The sequence below is a fragment of the Thermopirellula anaerolimosa genome (assembly GCF_054657335.1).
Genome location: NZ_BAAHYX010000006.1, coordinates 1,595,705 through 1,619,865, shown reverse-complemented (window position 1 = coordinate 1,619,865; position 24,161 = coordinate 1,595,705). Strand labels below are relative to the sequence as shown.

At 62.5% G+C, this 24,161-nt stretch carries 18 protein-coding genes and 1 pseudogene; 10 read left to right on the top strand and 9 right to left on the bottom strand.

The genetic code is table 11. The features are described 5' to 3' along the window. Positions 1-117 precede the first annotated feature (117 nt). The 3 genes from ACYQ6J_RS11890 to ACYQ6J_RS11880 all read left to right on the top strand — a co-directional run bounded on the left by ACYQ6J_RS11890 (position 118) and on the right by ACYQ6J_RS11880 (position 1,962). A complete protein-coding gene (locus tag ACYQ6J_RS11890; protein WP_460184405.1) occupies positions 118-897 on the top strand; it encodes a DUF4261 domain-containing protein in 780 nt (259 codons plus the stop codon). 42 nt (positions 898-939) lie between these two features. After that, positions 940-1,398 (top strand): DUF6717 family protein, encoded by a 459-nt coding sequence (locus ACYQ6J_RS11885; RefSeq protein ID WP_460184404.1) that lies wholly within the window; start codon positions 940-942, stop codon positions 1,396-1,398. Between the two features lie 135 nt (positions 1,399-1,533). Further along, positions 1,534-1,962: a hypothetical protein gene (locus ACYQ6J_RS11880; protein ID WP_460184403.1), complete on the top strand. Its 429-nt coding sequence runs from the start codon at positions 1,534-1,536 to the stop codon at positions 1,960-1,962. Positions 1,963-2,033: 71 nt separating this feature from the next. On the opposite strand, the gene ACYQ6J_RS11875 is transcribed toward ACYQ6J_RS11880, so the two are convergent. Next, positions 2,034-3,467, bottom strand: a complete 1,434-nt coding sequence (locus tag ACYQ6J_RS11875; RefSeq protein WP_460184402.1) for a cytochrome B6 — start codon at positions 3,465-3,467, stop codon at positions 2,034-2,036. A gap of 67 nt (positions 3,468-3,534) precedes the next feature. Beyond that, a complete protein-coding gene (locus ACYQ6J_RS11870; RefSeq protein WP_460184401.1) occupies positions 3,535-4,002 on the bottom strand; it encodes a Fur family transcriptional regulator in 468 nt (155 codons plus the stop codon). Between the two features lie 287 nt (positions 4,003-4,289). Here ACYQ6J_RS11870 and ACYQ6J_RS11865 point away from each other — a divergent pair, with 287 nt between their 5' ends. The 3 genes from ACYQ6J_RS11865 (at position 4,290) to ACYQ6J_RS11855 (ending at position 10,362) form a co-directional block, all read left to right on the top strand. Continuing rightward, the gene (locus ACYQ6J_RS11865; RefSeq protein WP_460184400.1) at positions 4,290-4,691 is read left to right on the top strand and encodes a (deoxy)nucleoside triphosphate pyrophosphohydrolase; all 402 of its coding nucleotides are present in this window, start codon (positions 4,290-4,292) and stop codon (positions 4,689-4,691) included. Positions 4,692-4,973: 282 nt separating this feature from the next. Further along, the gene (locus ACYQ6J_RS11860) at positions 4,974-6,032 is read left to right on the top strand and encodes a WD40 repeat domain-containing protein (RefSeq protein ID WP_460185544.1); all 1,059 of its coding nucleotides are present in this window, start codon (positions 4,974-4,976) and stop codon (positions 6,030-6,032) included. 178 nt (positions 6,033-6,210) lie between these two features. Beyond that, positions 6,211-10,362: an SdrD B-like domain-containing protein gene (locus tag ACYQ6J_RS11855; RefSeq protein ID WP_460184399.1), complete on the top strand. Its 4,152-nt coding sequence runs from the start codon at positions 6,211-6,213 to the stop codon at positions 10,360-10,362. On the opposite strand, the gene ACYQ6J_RS11850 is transcribed toward ACYQ6J_RS11855, so the two are convergent. Continuing rightward, on the bottom strand, positions 10,352-11,884 hold the full coding sequence (locus tag ACYQ6J_RS11850) for a sulfatase (protein WP_460184398.1): 1,533 nt from the start codon (positions 11,882-11,884) through the stop codon (positions 10,352-10,354). The genes ACYQ6J_RS11855 and ACYQ6J_RS11850 overlap by 11 nt on opposite strands. A gap of 310 nt (positions 11,885-12,194) precedes the next feature. On the opposite strand from ACYQ6J_RS11850, the gene ACYQ6J_RS11845 reads away from it, so the two are divergent. Both ACYQ6J_RS11845 and ACYQ6J_RS11840 read left to right on the top strand, forming a co-directional pair. Beyond that, entirely contained in the window at positions 12,195-12,983 is a 789-nt protein-coding gene (locus ACYQ6J_RS11845; RefSeq protein WP_460184397.1) for a 3-keto-disaccharide hydrolase, read from the top strand. A 101-nt stretch (positions 12,984-13,084) separates the two neighbouring features. Next, entirely contained in the window at positions 13,085-13,351 is a 267-nt protein-coding gene (locus tag ACYQ6J_RS11840; protein ID WP_460184396.1) for an ECF transporter S component family protein, read from the top strand. Positions 13,352-13,395: 44 nt separating this feature from the next. Here the strand turns inward: ACYQ6J_RS11840 and ACYQ6J_RS11835 are convergent, their stop codons facing one another. The 3 genes and pseudogenes from ACYQ6J_RS11835 to ACYQ6J_RS11825 all read right to left on the bottom strand — a co-directional run. Further along, positions 13,396-15,966, bottom strand: a complete 2,571-nt coding sequence (locus ACYQ6J_RS11835) for a hypothetical protein (protein WP_460184395.1) — start codon at positions 15,964-15,966, stop codon at positions 13,396-13,398. Positions 15,967-16,339: 373 nt separating this feature from the next. Beyond that, complete coding sequence (locus tag ACYQ6J_RS11830) at positions 16,340-17,524, bottom strand: hypothetical protein (protein WP_460185562.1); 1,185 nt, start codon at positions 17,522-17,524, stop codon at positions 16,340-16,342. A gap of 259 nt (positions 17,525-17,783) precedes the next feature. Next, positions 17,784-18,278 (bottom strand): annotated as a pseudogene (locus ACYQ6J_RS11825) (carbohydrate binding domain-containing protein); the annotation flags it as partial. A gap of 48 nt (positions 18,279-18,326) precedes the next feature. Here ACYQ6J_RS11825 and ACYQ6J_RS11820 point away from each other — a divergent pair. Further along, positions 18,327-19,007, top strand: a complete 681-nt coding sequence (locus ACYQ6J_RS11820) for a hypothetical protein (protein ID WP_460185561.1) — start codon at positions 18,327-18,329, stop codon at positions 19,005-19,007. A 134-nt stretch (positions 19,008-19,141) separates the two neighbouring features. On the opposite strand, the gene ACYQ6J_RS11815 is transcribed toward ACYQ6J_RS11820, so the two are convergent. Both ACYQ6J_RS11815 and ACYQ6J_RS11810 read right to left on the bottom strand, forming a co-directional pair. Continuing rightward, entirely contained in the window at positions 19,142-20,473 is a 1,332-nt protein-coding gene (locus tag ACYQ6J_RS11815; RefSeq protein ID WP_460184394.1) for a Gfo/Idh/MocA family protein, read from the bottom strand. A gap of 273 nt (positions 20,474-20,746) precedes the next feature. After that, positions 20,747-21,436 carry a DUF4254 domain-containing protein gene (locus ACYQ6J_RS11810; protein ID WP_460184393.1) on the bottom strand — a complete coding sequence of 230 codons (690 nt, stop codon included), beginning with the start codon at positions 21,434-21,436 and terminating at the stop codon, positions 20,747-20,749. Positions 21,437-21,682: 246 nt separating this feature from the next. On the opposite strand from ACYQ6J_RS11810, the gene ACYQ6J_RS11805 reads away from it, so the two are divergent. Further along, the gene (locus ACYQ6J_RS11805) at positions 21,683-23,128 is read left to right on the top strand and encodes a hypothetical protein (protein ID WP_460184392.1); all 1,446 of its coding nucleotides are present in this window, start codon (positions 21,683-21,685) and stop codon (positions 23,126-23,128) included. Between the two features lie 135 nt (positions 23,129-23,263). On the opposite strand, the gene ACYQ6J_RS11800 is transcribed toward ACYQ6J_RS11805, so the two are convergent. Further along, on the bottom strand, positions 23,264-24,055 hold the full coding sequence (locus ACYQ6J_RS11800) for a hypothetical protein (protein WP_460184391.1): 792 nt from the start codon (positions 24,053-24,055) through the stop codon (positions 23,264-23,266). Between the last annotated feature and the right edge of the window lie 106 nt (positions 24,056-24,161).

Sequence of the window (24,161 nt, the reverse complement as noted above, 5' to 3'; positions counted from 1 at the left end):
GACGGAACACGGCATTTGGTCTCCGTGCAGTGACGCTGCTTCATCCCGCGAAGGAATCGGGGACCGACAGGCGTGGAGTCTCTCGTCAAGGGAACCCGACACAAAGGAGCGTGCGTCATGAATTCCCGCGTAGCCCTGGCCTTGGTCGCCCTGCGCGATCCTAAACTCCCCACCGCGGATCAGGTTGAAGATTACCTGAGCGAACACTGGCCGGACGCCCCGGAAGTCGGTCCCGCCGAAGAGGTCCCCACGCCGGAAGGCGAACAGGCGGAAGGAATCGAGGTCTTTCGATTCGGGGATGGTTTGGCCGCCATTTCTCTGATGAACGCCCCGATTCCCTTTGAGGAGTTGGAGTTCCCCTGCGCGGTGGCGTGGTACTGGCCGACCGCCGAGCAGGAGATGCGAACCCACACGTCGCATCTGATGGTGGCGCTCGTGGACGGTCCCGACGATCCGATCGAGCGGCACCGTCAATTGACGGAACTCGTCGCCTCCACCGCCGCGCTGACGGACGCGGTGGGCATCTTCTGGGGATCGGGCGGCAGCGTCCACGAGCGCGGAGCCTTCCTCGACTCCGCCCATCAAATGAACGCCGAGGTCCTTCCCTTGGAGCTTTGGGTGACGATTCGCTTCGCGCCCGAGGACGACGGCAGCATCTCGTGCATTACGGACGGATTGGAGGAGTTCGGTCTGAACGAAATCGAGGTCGTCTCCAGTCGCCGGGAACCGCAGACCCTGCTCGAGTATGTTTACAATGTGGCCTACTATCTCCTCGAGAACGGGCCGGTCATCCACGACGGCGAGACCATCGGCCTGGACGAAAACGAACGGTTCCTCGTGACCTTCGGAGAATCGCAAATCACCGATCAGCCGCGCGTGATGCGCATCGCGTTGTAACCGGCACGGCCGGGATGAATCTCGGCAGCGGGATCGCGAATCATGACGACACGAGTTCGAGTTTTCGAGGTCTTGGCGGGGGTGGTGTTACTCTCCGTCGCCGTTGCGGGCGTGGTGTGGTATCAGGGATGGATTCCCTTGGCGGGAACGGCGGCGCCCTCCAATTCCATCATGGTGCTCCAGCCATATCGTTACGCGGGAACCTGGGTCTTCGACGATCCCGCCGCAGGGTTGAAGCGGGAACCTTTCGTAGCGGGCATTCCTGAAATGATCGACGAAATGGTCCGAGACATTCCCAATGCGGAGGAGGGATTCCGCCTGCTTTTCTCGACGCAACCCTTTCCCGGGTACACGCACAAGCTCGTGTGGCGTCGCGGCGATCAGACCGGTAATTGGTACTACTCGGAGCAGTTTCAAAAGGAGGGTTGGCTCTGCCCTGCTCTGTTCAAGTACTTTCGCCAAGCCCCCAAGGAGATTTACGTCAAGGCTGAGGCGAAATGAAACACCGAAGTGAGAGGCGGAGTACCGTTTTCGTCTTTCGGTTGTCTCGATCGGCGAATCGCCGTCGCGGTGTACGTGGTTTGAGTCGAAATCAAGTTTTAATCCGGGACGTCCTCGGCAAACCGAATGTCCGTTATGAAGCGTCTGTTCCGGCGAAGCATTGCTTCGGCTCTTGTCGCTTCGATCCTGGCGGCACACGTTGCCGACTACCTCAGGCGGACCGTTTACGGGCGATATGAACCGTGGACGATCGGACTGAACGGCGTCAAGACTTATGCTTGGGCGCCGCGGGGTTTCGTCAGCGATTTCCGGTGGAACACCGACCTCATGCGTTTCTATCTGCCGTTGGTCATTTTGGACCAAAGACTTTGGCACACGTGGGAAGCGGCCGAAAGCGGGAAATACCCCGTGAACCGGGTCGGGCGGGATGAAATCGGCAAGGTTTACGCGGCTTGGGATTTGACGGTCTCCTCACACGAAAACGCGCCGCGTCGTTCCGAAGCCCAAGGGGCGGTTCTTCCCGCCAACCCGTTCCGTAAGAGCGCACGGCCCCGTCCGCCATGATGCGGGCGGGGTCGCGCAGGAGTCGGCGAGTTTCCCGCGCCGGTCCCGCGCGAGATGGGCCGCGACTCCGGTCACAGGCAACGAAGGAATGCCGCCAAATCCTTCTTTTCATCCTCCGTCAACTTCGTTTCGAGAACGAGGTTGTGGAACTCGATCGTGTCTTCCAAGGTCAGCAATCGTCCGTCGTGCAAGTACGGCGGCGATTCCTTGATGCCGCGGAGAGGGAAGGTCTTGATCGGACCGTCGCCCGTCATCATGCGTCCGTTGACCATGTGCGGTTCAAAGAAACGCTCGGCGCGGAAATTGTGCATCGAGTTGTCCGTGTAGTACGGCGGGACGTGGCACACGGCGCACCTTCCTCGCCCGAAGAAAACATCCTGTCCGCGTAGCTCTTGCGGCGTGGCCTTGGTGGGATCGAGAGTTCCGAAGACGTTCAGCTTGGGGGCGGGCGGAAAATCCAAGATGGCCATGAATTCCGCCATGAAGTGGACTTGACTACCTCGTTCCAACACGTTCACCCCTTTCTTCGTGGCGATGACAGGATCACCGTCGAAGTAGGCGGCGCGCTGCTCAAACTCCGTGAAATCTTCTACAGTCTTCAGTGCGCGCTGAGATCCAAAGAGTCGCTGGATGTTGAGCCCGCGCAAAGGCGGCGTATCCAAACGATGCCGAAACTCCTGAGGCCGGATATCGCCCACCAAATGCGTGGCCCCATTACTGTTCCCATTGACGTGACAATCGAAGCAGGTCACCCCCATACTTGGCTTGAGCGATCGCCGGTCGTCCGTGGCGTTGAATTGCTGTTGCGGAAACGGCGTTACCAATAACCGCAGACCCTCCAGTTGCTTGGGGTTCAAGATGCCGTTGAACAACTCGAAGTAGTTCGCCAAAGTGACCACCTGCCCGCGCGACACGTCGCCCAAGTCCGGGCGAGTGGTGAGAAAAATGGCGGGTGGATACTCGGGCAAAAAGTGCGACGGCAGGTCGAAATCCAAATCGAAACGTGTGAGGTCGCGCCCTTCCTGACGCTTGATCTCGTCGATGTGATGTTGTGGAAACACCATGCCGCCTTCGCGATGATTGGGGTGCGGCAAGGGGAGGAATCCCTTCGGCCACAAACCTTTAGCGCGAATCTCTTCCGGCGACATTGCGGCCAGTTCCTGCCAGGATTGCACTCCGGCGGGTAGGCGGACCCGGACGCCCTCCTGGATCGGCTTGCCGCGGGACATGGTGACGCCTTCCGCGGGCCGATCGCTCAGATCGTACCGCTCCTCCAATAGTCTCTTGTGTCGAGCGGCAATCTCGGCCTTGGCCGCCGTCATCCGAGTAATCGTCTGCTCGAACGACTCTGTGGCGACCACGGGTGAATAGCTGGAGGGTGGTTGTTGCGCCTCAGTTCGAACGACCAGCAACATTCCCGCTACCGTTCCCGCAAGAACGACAACCCATCCGCTTGGACCGTCTCGCCCCTTCCTCCGAATCCCGGTGAACGCTAATCGCTTCATGGTATCGTCCCTCCACGACTTAGGCCCTCGGGTCGTCTCACGGGCGGGAAACCGGCTTTCCACAGTCTCACGGACGGCCCGACTTGTCGCCGCGTTGCAGTTTCAGACACTCATTGCACACTCCCGAGAAATAGACCGAGAAATCGTGAACCTCGAAAAACTCCGCAGCGTCGCGCGGAGCGGGAATGCGATCCAATCGCGGGTCCTCCCAATCCCACACCTTGCCGCACGCCGTACACACCAGGTGATGGTGCCGGACGATCTTCCCGTCGTAGCGTGCGGCCGATCCGGGATGATGTATTCGGCGAACCACTCCCATCTGAACTAGGTCGTCCAGAATCCGGTACACCGTCGTCCGTGAAATGTTCGGAATTCCGTTCCGGACCGCCGCCAGCACTTCATCGGCGGTAGGGTGGTTATCCAGCATCAAGAGCGCCTCAAACACACCGCGGCGCTGAACCGTCAGCGGGCGACCGGCACTGCGGCAAGCCGCCTCCAACTCTCGCAACCTTCGCGCGATTTCCCCGGACTGCATTGCGGGCGCCTTTGGTATATTATACTCGGTGGTATAAAGTGTCAACTGGAATTGAGTTTGTCCATGTTCCATCTGCCGTAATTATTGCAATCCTGTACATTGGTAGGAACCGCTTTTCATCCGGTCGAATTGTGGGGGCGGCAGGAGGAAGCCCTTGGAACCGCCAAGGGGTTGGGCTTGCCTCTCGGTCTCGTGCGACTCCGCCGCGGGGGAAGGGACGGGCAGCGATTGTTGCCAAACTCCCGTTCCGTCCGCGCGCTTGCACGACACGTATTGGGAAAGTCGTTATGGATCCAAGTATTGCGGGCCGATTGGATTACCAGCCCATCGCGGTGGCGGTGGTGTTGCGGGAAGGACGGGTCTTGGTGGGCATTCGCCCGCAAGGGGGCACCCTGCCGGGTATGTGGGAGTTTCCCGGCGGGAAGGTGCGTTCCGGCGAAACTTGGGAGGAGGCCGCGACCCGGGAAACGCTGGAAGAGACCGGCCTTTCCGTACACGTCCGCGAATTGCTGCACACGACCTTTTGGAAATATCCGCACGCCGCCGTGGAGTTGCGGTTTTTTTCCGCCGAACCGAGGGATGATACGATGCCCCGTTCCCCGTTTCGATGGATCGACCGCCGCGCGCTGGATGCCGACCGATTCCCGCCCGCCAACCGAGAATTGATCCTCCGCCTCGCTCGAGGATAGGCGACTCGCCCACATCTGTGCCTTTTCGATACCAGCCCGCATAGATTACCCATAGCTCCCGAACGCTCTGTTGGGGACCGTCGTTTGGGAGACTTTAACGGGTGTAGCAACTCTGCCGGAATCTCTCCTCCCCATTATGCCGATGACTGAAATCGGGCAAGGAATAGCGCCGTCGCGCTAACGGGTTGGACCATCGAGGCGGGAAGCAGCTTCCAGACTCGTTGGTGACTCCTTGCCGGCGGCACCGATTGGAAGATCACGGCGAGGTTTAACGTGACTATTATGCGATCCCGCAAACAACATTATTTCTTTGGCGCGGTCTCGACGGCGGCATGGGTGCTGGCTCTTGCGGTCGCGCTCGAAGGCCCACAGTTTGCCGCCGCACAGACGGCCGCTTTCAGTTCGTTTCGCACGGTCGATTCACGGCGGGAGGGCGGCGCGCCGGGGGCGGTCGTCACTGCGATTGCCGCCGAACCCCAGGCGGGCCTGTTGCTCACGGCGGGCGACGATCGCAAGATCCGCGTCTATGAAGCGTGGGGGGATCGCCTGCGTTTCACCGTGCCTGCCGACGAATGGGTTCACGCCCTCGACGCCGATGCGACGGGCCGATGGTTTGCGGCGGTGGACGGACTGGGGATGGTGACGCTGGGAAGTCCCGCCTCCGCGACTTCGGCCAAGCGAGTGAAGGTCGCCAACTCCGCCCTCCGCGCCGTGAAATTCAGTCCCGACGGGCGATCCCTCGCCGTTGCGGGATTCGAACCTACGGTGTGCGTTCTAGACGTCGCCACAGGTCGGGTGACGGCGAAACTGCCGGCGGGCTCCACCGATTTGCGGGCGATTGCGTTCTCGCCGGACGGCAAGATTCTGGCGGCGGCGGGACGCAGCGGCAGCGTGCGACTGTGGAGCTTGCCCGACATGAGGCCGATCGGCGACCTGCCGCTTTCGCATCGGCGTCTGCGAGCGTTGACGTTCTCGCCGGACGGTCGCATTCTCGCCGCGGGAGGGGATGAGGGGGCCGTCATCCTCTACGACCTCGTGAATCGATCTCCCGTCGATCGCTGGGACCTGCTTTCCGGAAGCGTAACCGTCTTGACGTTTTGCGGTACCGATCGCCTTGCCGCCGGCACCACTGAAAACGTGATACGGGTCTATGACTTGAACTCGCGTTCGGCCGTCGCCGAGTTGCGGGGACACACCGGCACCATTGCCTGCCTCAGTTATCTGGCGGATCAAGGCGTCTTGGCCTCGGGCAGCTTCGATACGACGGCTCAGTTTTGGCGACTCGATCGCGGTCCCGTCGTCTCGGAACGGCCGGGGGTTTTGCCCGAGCCTTTGCGATAGAGGATACGCGTAGTTGACGGCCGGTTCCGAGCATGTTTCGTGCATACACGTGTGGGCGAGACGGACGGAACCGAAAAGAGATGATACGGGGGTAAAGACATCACCCCCTTAAAGCGGAAAACGATCCGAAGATTGCGGCGCTTTTGCGTCGAGTGAAAAAACGACACGGAGGTCCATCGTGAAGTTGCTACGCCGTATCTGGAGTTCGCGCCGTTCGCGGTCGTCGTCCCATTCCTCGCGGGCGTCTCAGGCGCGGGGCTATCGGCGATGCCGGTTGGAGGCCATGGAACCGAGGCTGTACCTATCCGCGTCGCCCATTCATGTGGGGATGGTGTATTACGAGGACGCCGGCGGTAACGACACCATCGGCGATACCTTGGAGGTAACCTTCCAGGGCGGTGCGCCCGGTACTCAACTGACTCGATTAGTCATCGAAACCGACAAGCTGGGCGACGGCCTGACGATCGGCGACACGTTTTTCGATACCGCGCCGGGCGGTCCCGGGGCCTTTGGCTCCGTGCCCTTTTCGGTCGTGTCTCAGTCGGGCATCGACGGCTATCGCGTGTCGGTCGAGGACGGCGGCACAACGCTGGTGCTGGAGTTTACCGGTTTCGAGGCGGGAGACCGTTTCGTATTCACCATTGACGTGGACGAGATGGGCTTCCTCGGCCCGAATGCGGTGGCGGAAGGCAACGAATTCGAAGGCTCGCAATTGCATGTCACGTTTGCCGCGCCGCATTTCTATCAGGCCTCGGGGATGGATATTTTCCTGGACGCCTACGACGCCAAATCGGGTCCGTCCGGCCTGCCACTACCCGGCGACAGCTACTCGCCGCCCTTGGATTCCCCCAATCCGGTTCGCACGGCGGGGGCCTTCGTCCAACTGGAGCAGGTGCCGTTGCCGGTCCGCATCGCGGGCAAGGTTTTCGTCGATCCCAACCTGAACAATAAGACCGACGCCGGCGAACCAGGGTTGCCGGGCGTTACGGTGCAACTTTGGCGAGAAGAGGCGGGCGGCTACACGTTCGTTGCCCAAACGGTTACCGACGCGGCGGGAAACTACCGCTTCGATGATCTGACGCCCGGCACGTACCGTTTGGTGGAGCTGCAACCGAGCGGTTACCTGAGCGTGGGGGCGCGGGCGGGGACCGTGGACGGCGATGCCCGCGGCAGCGTCGTCGATCCCGACACGATTACGGAAATCGTCCTGCTGGGCGGCGAGGAGAGCATCCACAACGATTTCGCGGAAGTGCAGCCCGCATCGCTGTCCGGCCACGTCTATCACGACGCCAACGACAACGGCGTGCGCGAATCGGGCGAGTCGGGCATCTCCGGCACAACGATTCGCGTGACTCGCGCTGCGGATGCGTTCTCCGCCGCCGTGACCTTGGAAACCACCACACAGGCCGACGGTTCGTGGAGTGTGACCGGCCTTTATCCCGGTGTTTACACGGTCGAGGAAGTCCAGCCGAGCGGCTACCTTGACGGCAAGGATGCTGCGGGGAGTTTGGGCGGCACCGCGGACTCCGCCGCCGACCGAATCGTCGGCATCGGCGTGCCGGCGGCGGCAGCGGGGATCGACTATGACTTCGGCGAGTTATTGCCCGGTTCACTCAGCGGCTTCGTCCATCTGGACATGAACGGCGATTGCCGATTCGACCCCGGCGAACCGTTGCTCCCCGGCGTCACCGTGCAATTGCTGAACGCCCAGGGACAGGTGATTGCCACGACCGTTACCGACGCGAACGGAGCCTATCGTTTCGACGACTTGGCGCCGGGCGCCTACGGACTCCGCGAAATCCAACCGGAGGACTACTTCGACGGTTGCGAGCACCCCGGCACCGCCGGCGGCGAGCGTACGGCGAACGACGTCATCACGGCGATCGTGATCGGATCCGGCGTGCAAGCCACCGGCTACGTCTTCGCGGAAATACCGCCGACCCGACTCTCCGGCTACGTCTATGAAGACGACGACGCGGATGGTTGGAAAGACCCCGGCGAACGCGGGATCGCGGGCGTGCGGATCGAACTCCGCGACGGCGAGGGGAATCCGACCGGCTTGTTCGCGGAGACCGACGCGTCGGGCTATTTCGAATTCGCGCGATTGCGCCCCGGCGAATACCGATTGATCGAAGTGCAGCCCGACGGCTACTTGGACGGTCTCGATCGGGCGGGCACGGCGGGCGGGGCGGCCCAAAATCCCGGCGACCTCATTACCGGTATCCGGCTCGCCCCGGCGACCGAGGGCGTCGATTACCTGTTCGGCGAGATTCGGCCCGCCATGCTTGCGGGGCGGGTATTCTCGGACCAAAACCTGAACGACGCCTGGGACGCGGGAGACTCGCCCATCGCCGACGTGGTGATCCGCCTCCGCGACGCGACCGGAGTCGTCATCGCCTCGACCCTCACCGATGCCGAGGGGCGGTACCGCTTCGAGGGCTTGGCCCCCGGCTATTACACCGTGGAGGAGATTCAACCGGTCGGTTACTTGGACGGCCCGGAATTCGTCGGTACGGCGGGAGGCTCTCTCGTGGGTAACGACCGCATCGGCGAGATCAAGCTGCTGCCGGGGACCAAGGGATTGAACTACGATTTCGCGGAGGTCCGACCGGGATCCATTTCCGGCTACGTATTCCAGGACGGACCGGCGGTCAGCTATGTTTGGGGTACGCCCCGGCCCGATCCCTACACGGTCCGCGACGGCGTGTTCACGGCGGACGACACACCGCTGGCGGGCGTGGAACTGCGTCTGGCGGACGCTTTCGGCCGGGCGATTCTCGACGAGTCGGGACGGCCGATCATTACCCATACCGACGGTCGCGGCTACTTCGAGTTCAAAGGTCTCCGCCCGGGGGCTTACACGGTCATTCAGGTGCAACCGGCGGGTTACGACGACGGCTTGGAATCGGTGGGGACGCTCGGCGGCATCGCGTTCAACCCGGGCAACACGGAAGCCCTGGCGATCCTGGATGAATTGCTCGTCGATCCGAATAACGACGCGATTGCGCGGATACAATTGCCCGCCGGCGGCCTGGGAGTGCAATACAACTTCGCGGAGGTATTGATGACCGCGATTCCCCCCTGGATTCCGCCGAACATGCCGCCTAGCAATCCGCCGACGCCGCAACCCACCTTGCTTCCGCCGTTCAACGCTCCGCCGCCGGTGGTGCGGCTTTCGCCGGTGGCCCCGGCCTCGCAGGATCTGCCCAAGTTCGCCGGAAGCGGCGGCGGGGTGGACTACACGTGGCATTTGAGCGTCATTAACGCGGGTTATCCGCGGCACGAGGCGGACGGTCTGCGGCAGGCGGTGATTCACGAAGCCTCGTTTTTCAATCCCGCCACGTGGCAGGGCATGCCGATGGATCGCGCCCTTTGGATGGTTGCCGATGCCGACGGTTCGCTCAGGGCCGAATATCGATTCGGCACCGAAGGAGGCATCCCGCTGACCGGTGACTTCAACGGCGACGGTCGCTACGAAATCGCCGTCTTCTTTTCGGGAATGTTCTTCATCGACCTGAACGGCAATGGGATTTGGGACGAGGGCGATTTGTGGATTCGCCTGGGCAAGGACGGCGACCAGCCTGCGGTCGGCGACTGGGACGGCGACGGCAAGACCGACGTGGCCATCTTCGGACCGACTTGGAACGGCGACGAACGGGCGCTGCGTCACGAACCGGGGCTGCCGGACTCGCTGAACGTCGAGCCAACCGCGCGGCCGAAGAACCTCCCGCCGTTGCCGACGCAGGCACCCGACGGGTATCGCGTGCTCCGCCGCGGACCGCGATCGCCCGACCGAGCCGATCTGATCGATCACGTCTTTCGCTTCGGCGAACCGGGGGATGCTCCCGTCGCGGGCGATTGGAACGGGGACGGCGTGGCCACCATCGGCGTGTATCGCGGCGGGGTGTGGTATCTGGACATCGACGGCGACGGGCGTTGGAGCGACGCCGACGCCGCCGTGCCCATGGGCGAAGCCGGGGATATTCCCGTGGTCGGCGATTGGAACGGCGACGGAATTACGGACCTGGGGCTTTTCCGCCGCGGCACGTTCCTATTGGATTCGGACGGTGATCGGGCGCTGACTGCGCGGGACCGCATCTTCGCGATGGGCCGAGCCGACGATATCCCCTTCGCCATCGACCTGAACGGAGACGGGCGGAGCGATGTGGGCGTGTACCGCTATGAGGGCGCCGGTGCGTCCGACGGCCCGACCCCACTGCAAGCCTCCATGCCGAAATCGGCCGTCGGTCTGCCGAGCGGCGCGGATTCCGACGCGGCTTCGCGGGATGGTGCTCCTTCGGCAAGCGCGAACGGCGGGGCTAACGAGTAGCCGGCACGGCGGCCTGCCAACCGGCCTTGAGTTGCTCGCTCAACTCGCGGCGAATCGAATGGAAGTCCGGTTCGTCCGCGAGATTGACGTCTTCGCGGGGATCCGCGTCGTGGTCGTACAACTCCGCGGCGACGGGTTGACCGCCGTTACGCGGTTGCCATTCCGTGTAGCGGAATCGTTCCGTTCGCATCGAATACCCCATCACCGAACTGCGGGGATACTGGCTGAAGGCGGCCTTCTTCCAAGGTTGTTCGGGATCATCCAACAGCGGTACCATGCTGGTGCCCTCCAGTCCCTCGGGCAACGGCAGGCCGCACAACTCGCACAGCGTGGGGTAAATATCCACGAACTCCACCAAGGCTTGCGTCTTCGATCCGGGTCGCTTTTGGCCGGGGACTCTGAGGATCATGGCTACGCGGGCGGCCGATTCGAAATTGGTATGTTTGCACCACAGGCCGTGATCTCCCAAGTGCCAACCGTGATCTCCCCAAAGGATGACCACGGTATTGTCCTTCAAGCCGAGTGATTCCAGCGTTTCCATTAGGCGCCCGATCTGCGCATCGACATAGCTCACCGAAGCATAGTACGCGCGAATCAAGTCGCGTGCCATTTCATCGGAGAGCGGCCCTTTGGCGGGGATGTCCTTGTATGCCCGCAATTCGCCCCAGGTCGTCAGCGCGATCGGCGGACAGTTTTTCGGCGGTTCGGGATTCGGCGCCAAAGCGATCTCGGCCCGCGGATACAGGTCGAAGTACCGTTTGGGAGCCACGAACGGCAGGTGCGGTTTGAGGTAGCCGACGGCCAGGAAGAAGGGGCGATCCTTGATCTCTTGCAGGATGCGGATGGCTTCGCCGGTGGTCTTTCCGTCGGGAAGGGCGTCGTCCGCGACGTCGGGATCCTCCCAGGCCGGTCCGCGAGCACGCCATTTCGGGGCGGTCATCCGCAGCACCATCCCCGTCTTAGGGTCGCGCTCCAAAACCTCCGTCGCCGGGCCTTGCTCGCGCCGCAGTCGTGCCGTCTCCTCGGCCAGGGCGGTCAGCGTCTCGGGCTTGCCGTAGCCGGGACCGCCGGGAGTCCAATGCGGAACGCTCCAGCTTGGCGGATCATCCAAGCCTCCGTGATAAATCTTGCTTAATCCCCGCGTGTAATAACCGTGGTTCTTGAAATGCTGCGGCAGCGTGACCACGTCGGGCAGGTTCTTTCGGAAGTGCGTTTGCAGGTCGTACACGCGGGTCGTATCGGGGCGGCGCCCGAGGAGGAGCGACGTGCGGGAAGGACTGCACACCGCTTGTTGGCAATACGCCCGTTCGAACAGGATGCCTTCCGAAGCCAAGGCGTCGATGTGCGGCGACTTGATGTGAGATGCCCCGTAACAGCCCAACTCGGGTTTCAAGTCATCCACCGCTATGAACAGGACGTTGAGTTTGCGACCCGGTGTCGCATTCGCCGAGGTTGCGGCGGAAAGCATAACGGTCCAAATCATGATGAGCATGGCCGCTGCGCCGAATCGTTGGATTCGCATAACCTTAGGCCTCCCTTGAATGAAATCGGTACGCGCAAGGACGTCGCCGGCGACGGTCGCCGAGGCTCTAGCAGTGTATAAGCGGGAATCGGGGTTGCCAAGCATGCGGCGGTGCGAAACCGATATCCCGGAGACTGCGTCGCGTTTCGCGGGTGAACGAAATCGTCCCGGGGGTCCGGCGTCGTGGCGACGCACGGTCGCGGGCCGAGCGAGAAGCTTGATTCGTCGCTCGCCGCGCATTACGATCAGAAACCGTGGTTGAGGCTGTCACGCACACAGTTTGCCCGACAATCGGGCAGGAGATGCCGCTATGACGAACCGACGAAGACGATCCCGCACTCGCTCCCTGCTGCGATGGACCATGCCGTTGATGGTCGGAGTGAGTTTGTCGCTGATCGCCGGCAACCAAGGCCGGGGAGAACAAGTCGCCGACAAGGGCGCCGATTCATCGCCGAAAAAGGTGAAGCTGACGGGCGAAGACCTCAGCGCTTGGCAGGAACCGCACGGCGAATGGGCGACGGTCGGCGCGGCTGAGATGGACTCGGGCGATCCCAAGCGGATTTCGGTGACGCCGGGACAGGGAGTGATCTATAACGGCCCCAACGGGCGAACCGTCAATCTTCTGAGCGTGTTGGAGCATGGCGACGTGATCGCCCACATCGAGTTCATGGTGCCGCAGGGATCCAATTCGGGCGTGTACTTTCAGGGAAGGTACGAGATTCAGGTCTTCGACAGTTGGGGCGTGGAGCACCCCAAGTACAGCGACTGCGGCGGCATCTATCAGCGCTGGGGGGCCCAAGGCGGTTTCGAGGGCACAAGCCCTCGCGTCAACGCCTCGCGGAAGCCCGGCGAATGGCAGACGTTCGATGTCATCTTCCGTGCGCCGCGTTTCGACGAATCGGGCAAAAAGGTGGAAAACGCCCGATTCATCAAGGTTTTGCACAACGGCGTGCTGGTACACGAGAACGTCGAAGTGACGGGTCCCACTCGCGCGGCCCGATTCGAGGACGAAAAGGCCGTCGGTCCTTTGATGCTGCAAGGCGATCACGGGCCCGTGGCCTATCGGAACATCCGGATTCAGCCGACGCTATTGCCGTGACTGCGCAACGCGACGGGAGTCGCGATGACGGCGACGGACCCTCCGTTTTGGCACCCGCACAACGCGCGGGTGCCGCATCTTCATAATAGGGAGAGGACGGAATGGCGAACCGTGCCGATCAAGAGGTGCCGCCGCAGGCTTCGGCACCGAGCGGAGATTCTTGGAGCGGAGAGCAGGTCCGTCGCGCTCTGCGGCGATTGACCGTTGCCGTGACGTTCCTTGCCCTCGGCGTCTTTCTGCTGGCGGCGGCGGTTTACGGTTCCCTTGTCAACTATTTCTCCGGCGACGCCCTGCTCTTCGGCGGGGCGTCCATCGGAGCGGCGATTCTGGGGTTTGTCTTCGGTCTGTTCGCCGGGCGTCTGCGTTGAATGCGGCGTCGGTCTACCGTCGGCGTTCGCGTGACGTTCGCACTTTATCGCCGGACCGTATCGCCTTCCTTGCCGGCGACCATCACGTCGAAGAAGTAGGTGGATTCCTCCGCGGCCAACTGGATGTTGCCGGTTGGGCAACCGGCCTCCGCTCGGAAAACCAGGTTCCCCTGCTTGGATGCCGCCGCTCGAATGGTCAAAACGACCTTTTCTCCCGGCGCGATGGCGCGGATGGGTGTGAACAACACTTGGCCGGGAAGGATCTTGTTGGGAGCGCCGTCCGCTGCTACCGCCTCGATGCCCTCCGAGAAGAAGCCGACCACCTGCACCTTCTCGGCCGCGCGAGTGCCGCGGTTCTCGATGATGATTCGATACTCGGCGGGCTTGCCGATCGGCACCGGCCCCTGCGGGTCCTCGACGCGTAGGGCAAGGTCCGCGATCGTTTCGAGTTGCGTCAGGCATTCGGCTTGGGCGACCAAGTTCTTCCCGTCCGCCTCGGCGGCAATACGCACGGCGCCGGGAATATCATAGCGACACGCTAAGCGAAACTTGGCTTCTCTGCCGGGCGGAAGCGTATTGAGGGACCATCGCGCCGCCCGCTGCTTGTCTTGGATTTCGCCTTGGGGCGCCGCAACCAAAGTCACCGCGGAAGGCAGCGAGACCGTCACCCGGACATCCTCGGCGGGGGCGGTCCCGGGATTGCGGACCGTTACTTCGTACCAGTCCTCTTGGCCTACGTACTGCAAAGGCGGGCCTTGGACGGAGATTTCCAACGCGGGTTTCAAGACCGTGACGCTCCGCTCCAAGTGGGCGCTGGCGGTCAGGTCATCCTTCGCATCCACGACGAGGCTCAATACGCCTTCTTGGCGAGCCACAAGCTCCAATTCCACGACCCGCTTGGCACCCGCCGGAATTGTCCCCAAGGTATGCCGAATGACCTCGCGGTTGCCCGAACCGGGCGGGACCAAAGCCAGCGTCACATTCTCCGCGTCGCCCGTCCCAGAGTTTTCCACTTCCAAACGGTACACCTGCGACTGCCCGAACAGGATCGTCTCCGGACCGTCCAATCGCAACTCTAGTTTGGGCTCTTGCACCTCGATGGAAGCCTGACTGGGCGGCGGGGCGAAGTCCCACTGCACGGCCAGATCGAAAGGCTTGCTTTCCCGGGGGACAATCCGCAGGTCCAACGACTCGGCGGCACCCACCGGCAGTTCTTCGATGCGCCAAGCTACATGGCGGAACTCGCCTTCCATTTGCTGAGTCACCGTGCCGTCGGTCGGATCCGCGCTGTTCAAGTCGGCCCAACTGGGGATCATGACATGGACCACGACCTGGCGGGCGGGCGTTTGGCCTTGGTTCTTCAGTTGCAGCGTGTAGGCGCCCTCGCGGCCCACGGTGATCCGCCTCGGCCCAATCGTTTCGACGTTCAAAAGCGGCGTCGTGCGGTGGATCAACACCCGATCACCGGCGGACTGGGAAGCACCGGCGGGCGAGGCAGTCGCGCCCACAGTCGCGCCGTTGGTGCGCGGTTCGGGCGCCGTGCCGCGATTGCCTTCGCGTTCCGAGGAAACGGCGGGCCGACCCACAGGCTCCATCCGCTCGCTTGCGGCGGATTGGGCGGCAAGGGTTGGTGATGCCGGGGGTGACGCGTCGGCTACGGAGGCGGGGCGATTCGCCACGCTTCGACCGCCCAAGGCCGGCACGTAACGCTCGTGGTGCCGCTCGGGCGAGATGGGCGGAACCTCGGGCATCGGAACGGATGGCGGCGTCGCGTCGGGGGTCGGTTCCCGCTCAATCGTTTCCTCTCGCGGTTGCGGCGCCGGCGTGGGAGTCATCGCACGGTTCGTTGAAGGCGCGGCGGCCTGCGTCGGTAACGAATATGCGGTCGGCGCTTGTGCAGGCGAAGTTGGGGCCGCGACGGTCGAAACGCCGGGTGATATTGAGGAGGCACCGCTTCCATCGGCGGCATCGGCCCGAACGGGTTCTCGTTGCACCGCCGGCGCGGTCGGGGGGGAAATGCGGGCTTGGGCGACCGGCGTCGGACCGGTCGCTCCTGTGCCGGAATCGCCCGCCATAGAGGCCTCGCCCGGGGCTTCCGCCGCACTTTGCGCGTCCTGTCCCTCCGATGAAGGCATGCTCCAAACCGGCAACGACTGCACGGCAAACGGCGATGCACGATAGCGATTGAGCTTTTGGTGCAGCGGGACGCGATTGTCGGCCGAAGGCTCCGGCGAATCGAGCTCCGGTTCGGGCATAGGCTCGATCCCCGCCGGTTGGTCGACGCGGGGAGCGACCGTTGGGTTTGCGACTGCGGGAGACGCCGCGACAGTTCCAGCCCGAGCGCTTTCCTGCCGGACAGGGCTTTCCGCCGCAGTCTCTTGAGGAGCACGTTTCGGAGCGAGTCCCTCGCTCAACCGCTGACCGATGCGATCCAAAAAAGAAGGGCGACGCTCGGAGTCGGTTTGGGCGGATAACCCGCGGACGCCGCACACCAGAATTGCCGCCGCCATGAAGATGGACGCGATTCGCAATTTCATCGCTTCACCCGTGTTCCACGTGCCCGGCGACCTTGCCAAATGACGCCGCCGGATGGAAAACCCCGTCATCGAACCCATGGAAGGAGGATATCCCGAACGGGAAATCCCCGCGTTCAATCTAATCGGCTGAAACGATTGAATCGGATTAATCAAGCTTGGTGAATTTTCCAGAAAAGCCGATTGCATAGAATGGGCAGTCTGCAATGGCTCTTCTTGTGGATATGGGGTGTTTGCGAAATATGCGTCGGTGCGAGACCGCGCATCTGGGGCGATCCATTCCAAACGGAAATTCCTGTAGATGGTGTGACGGAAAGGCGCGACGTGGTGAGCCGGGAGGGCGTCCCCGCGGCGGGCGGGCAAAACACGAGACGGACCGGTCACTCTTTCGCGGGGACCGGTCCGCCTAAATTGCCTGGGCTTCGTTGTGAAACCTGGCTCGCGGTCTCACACGCTAGCGGATTTCGATCTCGTACCACAGGGTGCGGAATTGGGGACCGATCTCCAAGACGGCGGAGGCACCTTCTTCGCCGATGGGGACGGCGCCGGTGCGTCGACCGTCGGCATCGAGGGCGAAGGCCCGCACGCGAGCGACGGGCACGGGCAAAGTCACGCGGGCGGGAACGCCCTCGCACTCGGTCGGTCCCTCGCCCCATTCACGTCCCACCGTCACTCGATCATTCCCCAAGTCGCGGAAGTCCCATCCTGGGTTGCGGACCGCGGCGGTGGCGGCCAGAAGCCATCGTCCGGGCCGGTCGAAGCCTTCTCCTTCGATCACGGTGAGGGAGACCGTCGCCCAATCCAAGGACGTCTTGCCCACATCCAGTTTGACGCCGTCCAGATTGAAGACGCGGCCTTCGGGAAAGCCTGTCAACAGTTTGGTCCGCGGGGCATTGACGAGAAACACGCCCTTTCCTTCCCGCGATACGTCCCAGCAGATCTGCCGCGTGTCGGAGACGAAGACTTCTTTGTCGGCGAGGTCTTCCGGGGCGGGTTGCGTGCCGCCCTTGAGGTCGAAGGCTACGCGATGCAGCAGGGGCATCGCGGCGGGCAGACCGAACCGGTCGATGGTCAGATTCCAGGGGTTCAGCGTCTCGCGGAGGGACTCGCGCTCGCGTTCGGCGGGCAGCGGCATGTACAGGGTTTGCCGGGCAGGGGCCACATCGCCGCGCAAAAACATGGCCGCGCAGGCCGGCATATGTACCAGCTTGGCGGTCTCGCTCTTGATGTCGAAGAATCCGGTGATGCGATTCGGTTCGTATTCTCGACTGTGGCTGTAGGTGAAACTGAAGATGCCGTCCCAATCCTGAAAGGCGCCCACGGCGGCAATCATGGGAAAGCCCTCTGCCGCGTATTGATTGGGCGCCGGATGATTGTATTCGCTGACGGTAAACGGTAAGCCTTCCACACGCCGATTGGCTAGACCGGTCAGGGTGCCCCCCGCTGCGTTGACCAACGCGACGTTTCGAACGTACCAGTTTTGCGGGTCCCAGGGGCGACCGGGGAAGGCCGGATGCTGCCAGTAGGAGTGGGAGTCGATGTAATCCAATCCCGCCTGAATGTGGACCGGACTGTAGGACAACTGCGTCCCGGAGACGGGGGGCTTGGCCTTCAGTTCGTCCTTGATGTAGCGGTACATGCCCCACCAATAGTCCCGCTCCAAATCCCAGGAGGAAGTCGGCGAAATCGGCTTTGGCGGCGGCGGTGCGTTGGGGACCGCGAGCGGGGATGATCGGCACCGTCCCGGCGGCGAGACTTTCTCCGTCCTCCAGACCCGACACGCCGCCCGGTCGCAGCGAAACGCTTGTCAGCTCGTAGCTTCCCGGTTCCAGTTGACTGAACGTGATGCGGGCGTTGTCGTCATCGGTTTCGGCGGTGAAACTCAAGCGGTAATCGCGCCAATCCGCGGTCAGGCGGACCTCGGCCGAAAGCCCCAGTCGCTGCCACGGTTCGTGATTCATCATGCAATTGACGTCGATGCGACGCGGGGCATCGCTTTTCATGCGGAATTGCAGCGTATAGACCTGCCCCTTTTTGACGGCGAACTTCCCTTGGCTCAACTGGGGAATCCAGGTTTCTCGGCCGTTTTTTCGAACCGTCAAACGCAAGACGCCGTCGGCGGCATCGGCGTCGACCTCGCTGACATCGTCGCGCTGCAAGCTCCAGACCTGCTGCCAATTGCCCGCGAAATCGCGGGCTTGAAGCAGTTCGGTCCCCAAAGGCTCGCGTTTGGCGTTCCAAGCCTTGCGCAGACCGTCGTCGCCGCCGTATTTCTTTTGCAGCCACGCGTTCCATAGCCCGCGAAACGTTGCGGCGTACGGTTCCGGCAGGTTATCCAAGGCCCCTTTGCGATATTCGTCGAAGGCGGCGTTCTCGTTGTTGATCTCGACCATCGCCACGGCGGGTTCGTCCACATACGCCTTGCCGGTGTAGGGGTTCACGTGGGCGAGCAGATCGCGGGCGTACTTGCGTTGGTATTCGATCATCCGTGGTTCGAAGTTGTCCAGCCCTTTGTCGTAGTTGGGAAGCCCCTCAACCGACGGGAACCCTTCGGCCGGACCGAACTGCCGCGATACGTGAAGATTGAGGTTCGTGTAGATGCCGTGCTGCTTGAGTTGGAAGATGAGATAGTCCAGCCTGTCCAGCATCTCCGGATCGATGGTCAGTTTGTTGGGACTTTTGCCCCAGATGTGGCGGTTGTCCATGTGGTGCATCCGCACGCAGTTGATGCCGAGGGCGGCCAATCGCGCGGCCAAACGTTCGGCTTCCTCCTTGGAGGGAAAGCAGGCCTCGAAACAAAGATTGGTGGCCCAAAACCGAATGAAACCGGCGTCCGTGGCGAAGTGGCCGTTCTCAACGCGGACGAAGCCATGCTTGCCCGCCGGCTTTTCCAGCATGCCGCTGACATTCGTGAGCGTGTCGCCCGGTTCGTAGCCCAGGACGAAGGGGAAGAATCCGTCCGAGGCGTCGTTCTTCTCCTCGGCCCAAGCCGGCGAAGCGATTCGCCATCCGCAGACGCAAACGGCCAACACGAAAAGCATGGGAACCAAGACTCGAGGCTTCATGGGAACACTTTCTCCAAACAGAAGAAGTGCGCGGTAACCCGGTCACCGCGTTGGTGACACCGTAATAAATGGAATGCGCCGCCGTACGCCCGCGACCTTCGCTCAAATATAGATTCGCCGCCAACCTTTCCGGATCGGCGCGCTCTTCAAGCCGCTGCCGTCGCCCGTAAACTAAACGCAATGCAGGGAGTCTAGGCGTTCCAGCCTTCGCGGTAGGGGGGATCGAGCAAAGCGTTGGCCTCGTCGGAGTTGGCGAAACGCAATTGTTCCGCGTCCCAAAAGAGTTTCTTCTCGGTTCGGATCGCGATGTTGCCCATCAGCACCACCGCGGCCAGATGAGCGGCATGATCGACGAAGTTGCTTCCCGCGGGAGCGCCGCCTTTGCATGCCTGAACCCACTCCTCGTAATGGCCCGGCGATCGCGGCAATACCTGCGGCGGCGTGCCGACCTCCTTCGCCCGGGCTTCCGGCAGCAGCGTCGCGCCCAGCAGCATGCCGTCATCTCCCACGATCAGCGTGCCGTCCGATTCGAAGATGTTGCGATCGCCCAGAGCGGGGGGAATAGGCGGCATCATGCCGCCATCATACCATCGCACCACGATTTCGGGGCGGTCACCCTCGGCGGCGAAGCGATAGGTGACGATGGAAGCCAAAGGTGCGGTCTCGGTCTTGACCTCAGCGGGGGCGTTCCAGTGCGTGGAGCATGCCTCGACGCTGGTCGGCCAGCCCAGTTTGAGGGCCTTGAACGCGGCCGAGAGATTGTGGCAGCCGATGTCGCCCAAGACGCCCGTTCCAAAGTCCCACCATCCACGCCACGCGAAGGGATGGTACGCGGGATGGTACGGACGTGCTTTGGCCGGACCCAGCCAAAGATCCCAATTCAAGTAGTCGGGCACGGGGGGCGTATCGGCGGGGCGGGGAATCCCTCGGGGTGAAATGTCGGGCCGACGATTGGACCACGAGTGGATCTCTCGCACCTTGCCGATGGCACCGGACCAAATGTATTCGCAAATCAAACGCGCCCCCTCGGACGCTTGGCCTTGGTTGCCCATCTGCGTCGCCGTCTTGGCCTGGGCTGCCGCTTCCTTGACCCGTAAAGCCTCCCCCACGCTGTGCGTCAGCGGTTTCTGGCAGAAAACGTGTTTGCCCAGTTTCAGCGCCGTGATCGTAATGACGGCGTGGTTGTGATCGGGCGTGGCGATCATGACCGCGTCGATATCCTTCCGCTCCTCCAGCATCTTGCGGAAGTCGGCGTAAATCGCGGCGCCCGGATAGTTCTTGGCCACGTCCTCGGCGAATCGTCGGTCCACGTCGCAAATGGCGACCACGTTCTCGGTCTTGGCGACTTGAGCGATGTCATTCCGTCCCATCCCGCCCACGCCGATCGCCGCGACGTTCAGCTTCTCGTTGGCGGAAGGCTGCCCCCCCTCCAATCCCAAGACTCGACCGCTGACGAACATCGCGGCGCCCACGGCCGCGCTGCCTGCCAAGAAATCTCGACGCTGCACTTGTTTGCGGGCCATCACGGAAGACTCCTCGCTTGAAAGCAACAGGGGAGGGAAACGCCACGGGGTTCGCCACGCAGGACCGTTGCCCAACGATGCTGATGATCTTGGCGTCCGCCGCGGGCGAAGTCAAGGCGCCGCGTTGTTGCAGGGGGGGCGTTCCGACGCGGGGAAAGGCTCGCGGCATCCCGGCTCAACGCCGTGGGATGCGTCGGCGGTTCGCCGCAGGCTCTTTCGCGAGGGCCGAGGTTTCAGGTTGGACCGGTGTTCGCCCGAGTCCGCCGCGACCGATCAGGCGGCGGGACGCGTCGCGGCGCGGTACAGATAAGGGTTCAAGTTGGGATCGTTGTACATCTTGAACTGCCGATACACCTGCGTGCGGCGGCGTCCGGCAAACAGGTCTGTCAACAACTGCTCGAAGGCCTCGCAGAGGTCTTTGTGTTGTCGCAACAAGACCGCCAATTTTGCGTGAGCGGCGGCACGATGAGCCTCGTCGGCATCGCTTCGGGTTGCCTGCTCCTCCATGTGGTAGATGCGGAGCGCCAAGATCGACAAGCGGTCGATGACGCTGCCGGGAGTTTCGGTATTCAGAGGCGCCTTGGCCCGGGGACGCACGCCCCAACCGTCCATGATTTGCAGCAGCGCCGCGTCCAGACGCTCGATCCAATCGTTGCGCTCCTGGTTCAGCTTGTCGATCCGCCGCTTGACCGCCGCAATCTGCGCATCGTCGGCCGAGGGATCGCGCGCTTTATCCTCCTCGTGCCACAGTTCGAAATTTCGGCGATGCTGTTCGCAGACCAGGGCCAGAAACCCGCGATAGGGATTCTCGAACGCCATTTGATGCCACAACTCCACCGTGGTCCGTTGCAACTCCACGATTGCGGCAACGTGAATCATCTCCGCCGCTCCCGAAACTGACCCACTCCGTGCCCTTCCCGTCTGCTTGGCGCCGTCCTTCTGGGAAATCTTGGTTCCGGCCATGGTCCGGCCTCCCTTGTGTTGACGAGATTGCCGTATCGGCGGGCACCCGCCGCCATATTCGATACCATGCTAGCGATCGGGCCGAGTCTTTGGCAATGCCGATTCACTCGCCCAAGGATCGGCGGTACAACCGGAACCGCATTCCGGTTATTCTGGTTGACGAAAGGCGTAACCCGCCGTAGTGATCGCGCCGTGTTTCGGTTTCCCGAAAATGAAAATAAGGCAAGAAGACTTGAAGGAACGCACGTGCACTCGATTTTGATAACCCTTCTCGCGGCGGTAGGCACTGGGATAAGCTCGGAAGACGCGGCGTCGGGCGGTCCCGACTACGGCATCGTGGTATCCGAGGCGACCGCGGGCGATGCCTCGTGGAGCACCGTCGTGACCGCTCTTTCCGCCGAACATCAGGCCGCGGTCTTGACCTACGAGCAAGTGCCGGAGGAATCGCTGCCGGAACTGCGCAAACTCTTTCCGCGGTACGTGTGCTTCGTCGCGCGACCCGCCGAGGCCGGTCGTGAGTTCGTGGCACGGGTGAATCGACTGGTCCGCCGCTTGGACGACGACCCTTATACCGATGCTCGATGGGGAATCCTCACCGGGTACGATGCCGGCGACGCCCTCCGCATCGCGCAGCACCGGGAACCGTTGCTGATTCGCCGCGTCGCGGCGGGGACCGAAATCGCGCTGTCGGTTTGCGAAGAAGGCCGATGGTACAGCGAATTGACGCCGGGCTGCATGGTCCGAAAGTATCCCGGTGAGGCGCCGAAAACGGTCCGGGTGCCTGCCGACACGACGAAGGCTCTGGTGGACGCGCTCAATGTCTATGAAGCCCAATTGTTCGTAACCTCGGGCCACGCCACGGAGCGAGATTGGCAAATCGGTTACGGATACCAAAACGGGCAGTTTCGTTCGCGAGCGGGCCAACTGTTCGGCGTGGACCTGGAGGGGCGATCCTGGCCCGTCCGGTCCGACAATCCGAAGGTCTACCTTCCGGTGGGCAACTGCTTGATGGGACACATCGATGGCCCGGACGCCATGGCCTTGGCTTGGATTCATAGCGCCGGCGTGTATCAAATGGCGGGCTATACCGTGCCCACCTGGTACGGTTATGCGGGCTGGGGGTTGCTCGATTACTTCGTGGAGCAACCAGGGCGATATACGCTAGCGGAGGCGTTCCTGGCCAATCAGCACGCCTTGGTGCATCGACTGGCGACGTTCTTTCCCGGCCTGGAAACGCTGGAGGACGGCCTCGCCCCGGTCCTTCCGCACGGTTCGCCTTCGCAAGCCTCACTCGCGGCGGGACTGAGTTGGCAGGACGCCCGCGGCCTTCTCTACGATCGCGACACGGTCGCGTTCTACGGCGATCCTGCTTGGGAAGCCAGAATCGCGCCGGGCGAGACGGGTTGGGAGCAGTCGTTGAGCGTGACCGACGGGGAGTACCGCTTCGACGTCCGACCCCTGCGTGGTGAGGAATCGTTTCAGCCACTCAATCGAAACGGTTCCCAACGCGGAGGGCGGCCGCTGATCGCCTTTCTGCCGCATCGCATTCGGCCGAATAGCGTCAACATCACCGAAGGCCGCCGGTTCCATCCGCTGGTGACGGACGACTTCATCTTGGTGCCGAATTCGGCGGCACGCGAAGTCGGCGGACCGTTTCGCGTTGTCTTTCGGGCGGTGCCCGCCGAGGATTGAATCGCCGGGATTCCGCAGGGAGACCGGGGAGAATGCGGTACGAGGTGCGATTCTTTCGTCGCGCCGAAGCCATACGAGCAGAGAAGCCATTGGACCTGCGATGTTCTCGGCAGTCGATCAACCGCGCCGGGAAGGTTACTCGCCGTTTTGGTCGGGAAGATACCGCAGGCCCGCTTTGGGATCCGGAACCGCCGCACGCACGTTGCCGGTACACCCGGCGGGGCCGCCGCAGGAACCGCTCGCGGCGTACAAGCGGCCTTCCGGCAAACCCTCGATTCCAAGCGAACAGTCGAATTCGTAGCGGCCCAGCATCCGAAAGTCGGCGTCGGTCACGAGCAGAATCTTAGGTTCGCCGTAGCAACCGAACCACCAACGATCGTGCACGAAGGTTGCCGTCTGTATGCCGAGATACGTGTGACCGCTCGCGATGACGTGCCGCTTGATGAAATGAAATTGCTCGTCGTACTCGTAGACGTAGTTCTCTTGGACGCCGTCGGGCAAACCTCCCACAACGAAGAAATGTCCGTCGCGGTATCCGATTCCGCCCGCTCCGTAGAATACCTCCGGTAGGGAGTGCCGCGCGATTTCGCGGAGAGATGCCGTGTCGTACACGTACACCCACGAGTCGGCATTGCCCTTGGGATTGTTGAACTCACCTAGATTCACGGCGACACATAACTTGCCGTCGTGATGACAGATATCTCCGTGGTGGTTGGCCACAGGCGTCTTCTTGATCAATTTGCCGTCAAGGTCGGACTTCACCAGCACGGTTGTGAACGACCAATAGATCGCTTGCTCATCCACCGCAATGCCCTGTAGGTGCGCCGGGTAGGCGCCCTCGCAAGTGATGGGGCGGTATGGCGGCGATTCGGCGACTGCCGTGGAAGCGAGCAGGAACGGAAGAGCCGAAATGAGCGTGATTCGCATGGCCTTACCCTTTCGCGAGCCTAAGCCGGGGTGCGGCTGAAATGCTGTTTCGCGATTGGGGGGAATAAGTAAAACAGGGTGTTAGAGGTTTGCGTTGTTGGAAGTT

What these genes read in the sequence shown, in the direction of transcription:
- ACYQ6J_RS11845 (WP_460184397.1), top strand. Translation starts at nt 12,195, where the DNA reads ATGACGAACCGACGAAGACGATCCCGCACTCGCTCCCTGCTGCGATGG.
- ACYQ6J_RS11880 (WP_460184403.1), top strand. Translation starts at nt 1,534, where the DNA reads ATGAAGCGTCTGTTCCGGCGAAGCATTGCTTCGGCTCTTGTCGCTTCG.
- ACYQ6J_RS11840 (WP_460184396.1), top strand. Translation starts at nt 13,085, where the DNA reads ATGGCGAACCGTGCCGATCAAGAGGTGCCGCCGCAGGCTTCGGCACCG.
- ACYQ6J_RS11835 (WP_460184395.1), bottom strand. Translation starts at nt 15,966, where the DNA reads ATGGGTTCGATGACGGGGTTTTCCATCCGGCGGCGTCATTTGGCAAGG.
- ACYQ6J_RS11860 (WP_460185544.1), top strand. Translation starts at nt 4,974, where the DNA reads ATGCGATCCCGCAAACAACATTATTTCTTTGGCGCGGTCTCGACGGCG.
- ACYQ6J_RS11865 (WP_460184400.1), top strand. Translation starts at nt 4,290, where the DNA reads ATGGATCCAAGTATTGCGGGCCGATTGGATTACCAGCCCATCGCGGTG.
- ACYQ6J_RS11870 (WP_460184401.1), bottom strand. Translation starts at nt 4,002, where the DNA reads ATGCAGTCCGGGGAAATCGCGCGAAGGTTGCGAGAGTTGGAGGCGGCT.
- ACYQ6J_RS11830 (WP_460185562.1), bottom strand. Translation starts at nt 17,524, where the DNA reads ATGTACCGCTACATCAAGGACGAACTGAAGGCCAAGCCCCCCGTCTCC.
- ACYQ6J_RS11800 (WP_460184391.1), bottom strand. Translation starts at nt 24,055, where the DNA reads ATGCGAATCACGCTCATTTCGGCTCTTCCGTTCCTGCTCGCTTCCACG.
- ACYQ6J_RS11810 (WP_460184393.1), bottom strand. Translation starts at nt 21,436, where the DNA reads ATGGCCGGAACCAAGATTTCCCAGAAGGACGGCGCCAAGCAGACGGGA.
- ACYQ6J_RS11875 (WP_460184402.1), bottom strand. Translation starts at nt 3,467, where the DNA reads ATGAAGCGATTAGCGTTCACCGGGATTCGGAGGAAGGGGCGAGACGGT.
- ACYQ6J_RS11850 (WP_460184398.1), bottom strand. Translation starts at nt 11,884, where the DNA reads ATGCGAATCCAACGATTCGGCGCAGCGGCCATGCTCATCATGATTTGG.
- ACYQ6J_RS11815 (WP_460184394.1), bottom strand. Translation starts at nt 20,473, where the DNA reads ATGGCCCGCAAACAAGTGCAGCGTCGAGATTTCTTGGCAGGCAGCGCG.
- ACYQ6J_RS11890 (WP_460184405.1), top strand. Translation starts at nt 118, where the DNA reads ATGAATTCCCGCGTAGCCCTGGCCTTGGTCGCCCTGCGCGATCCTAAA.
- ACYQ6J_RS11885 (WP_460184404.1), top strand. Translation starts at nt 940, where the DNA reads ATGACGACACGAGTTCGAGTTTTCGAGGTCTTGGCGGGGGTGGTGTTA.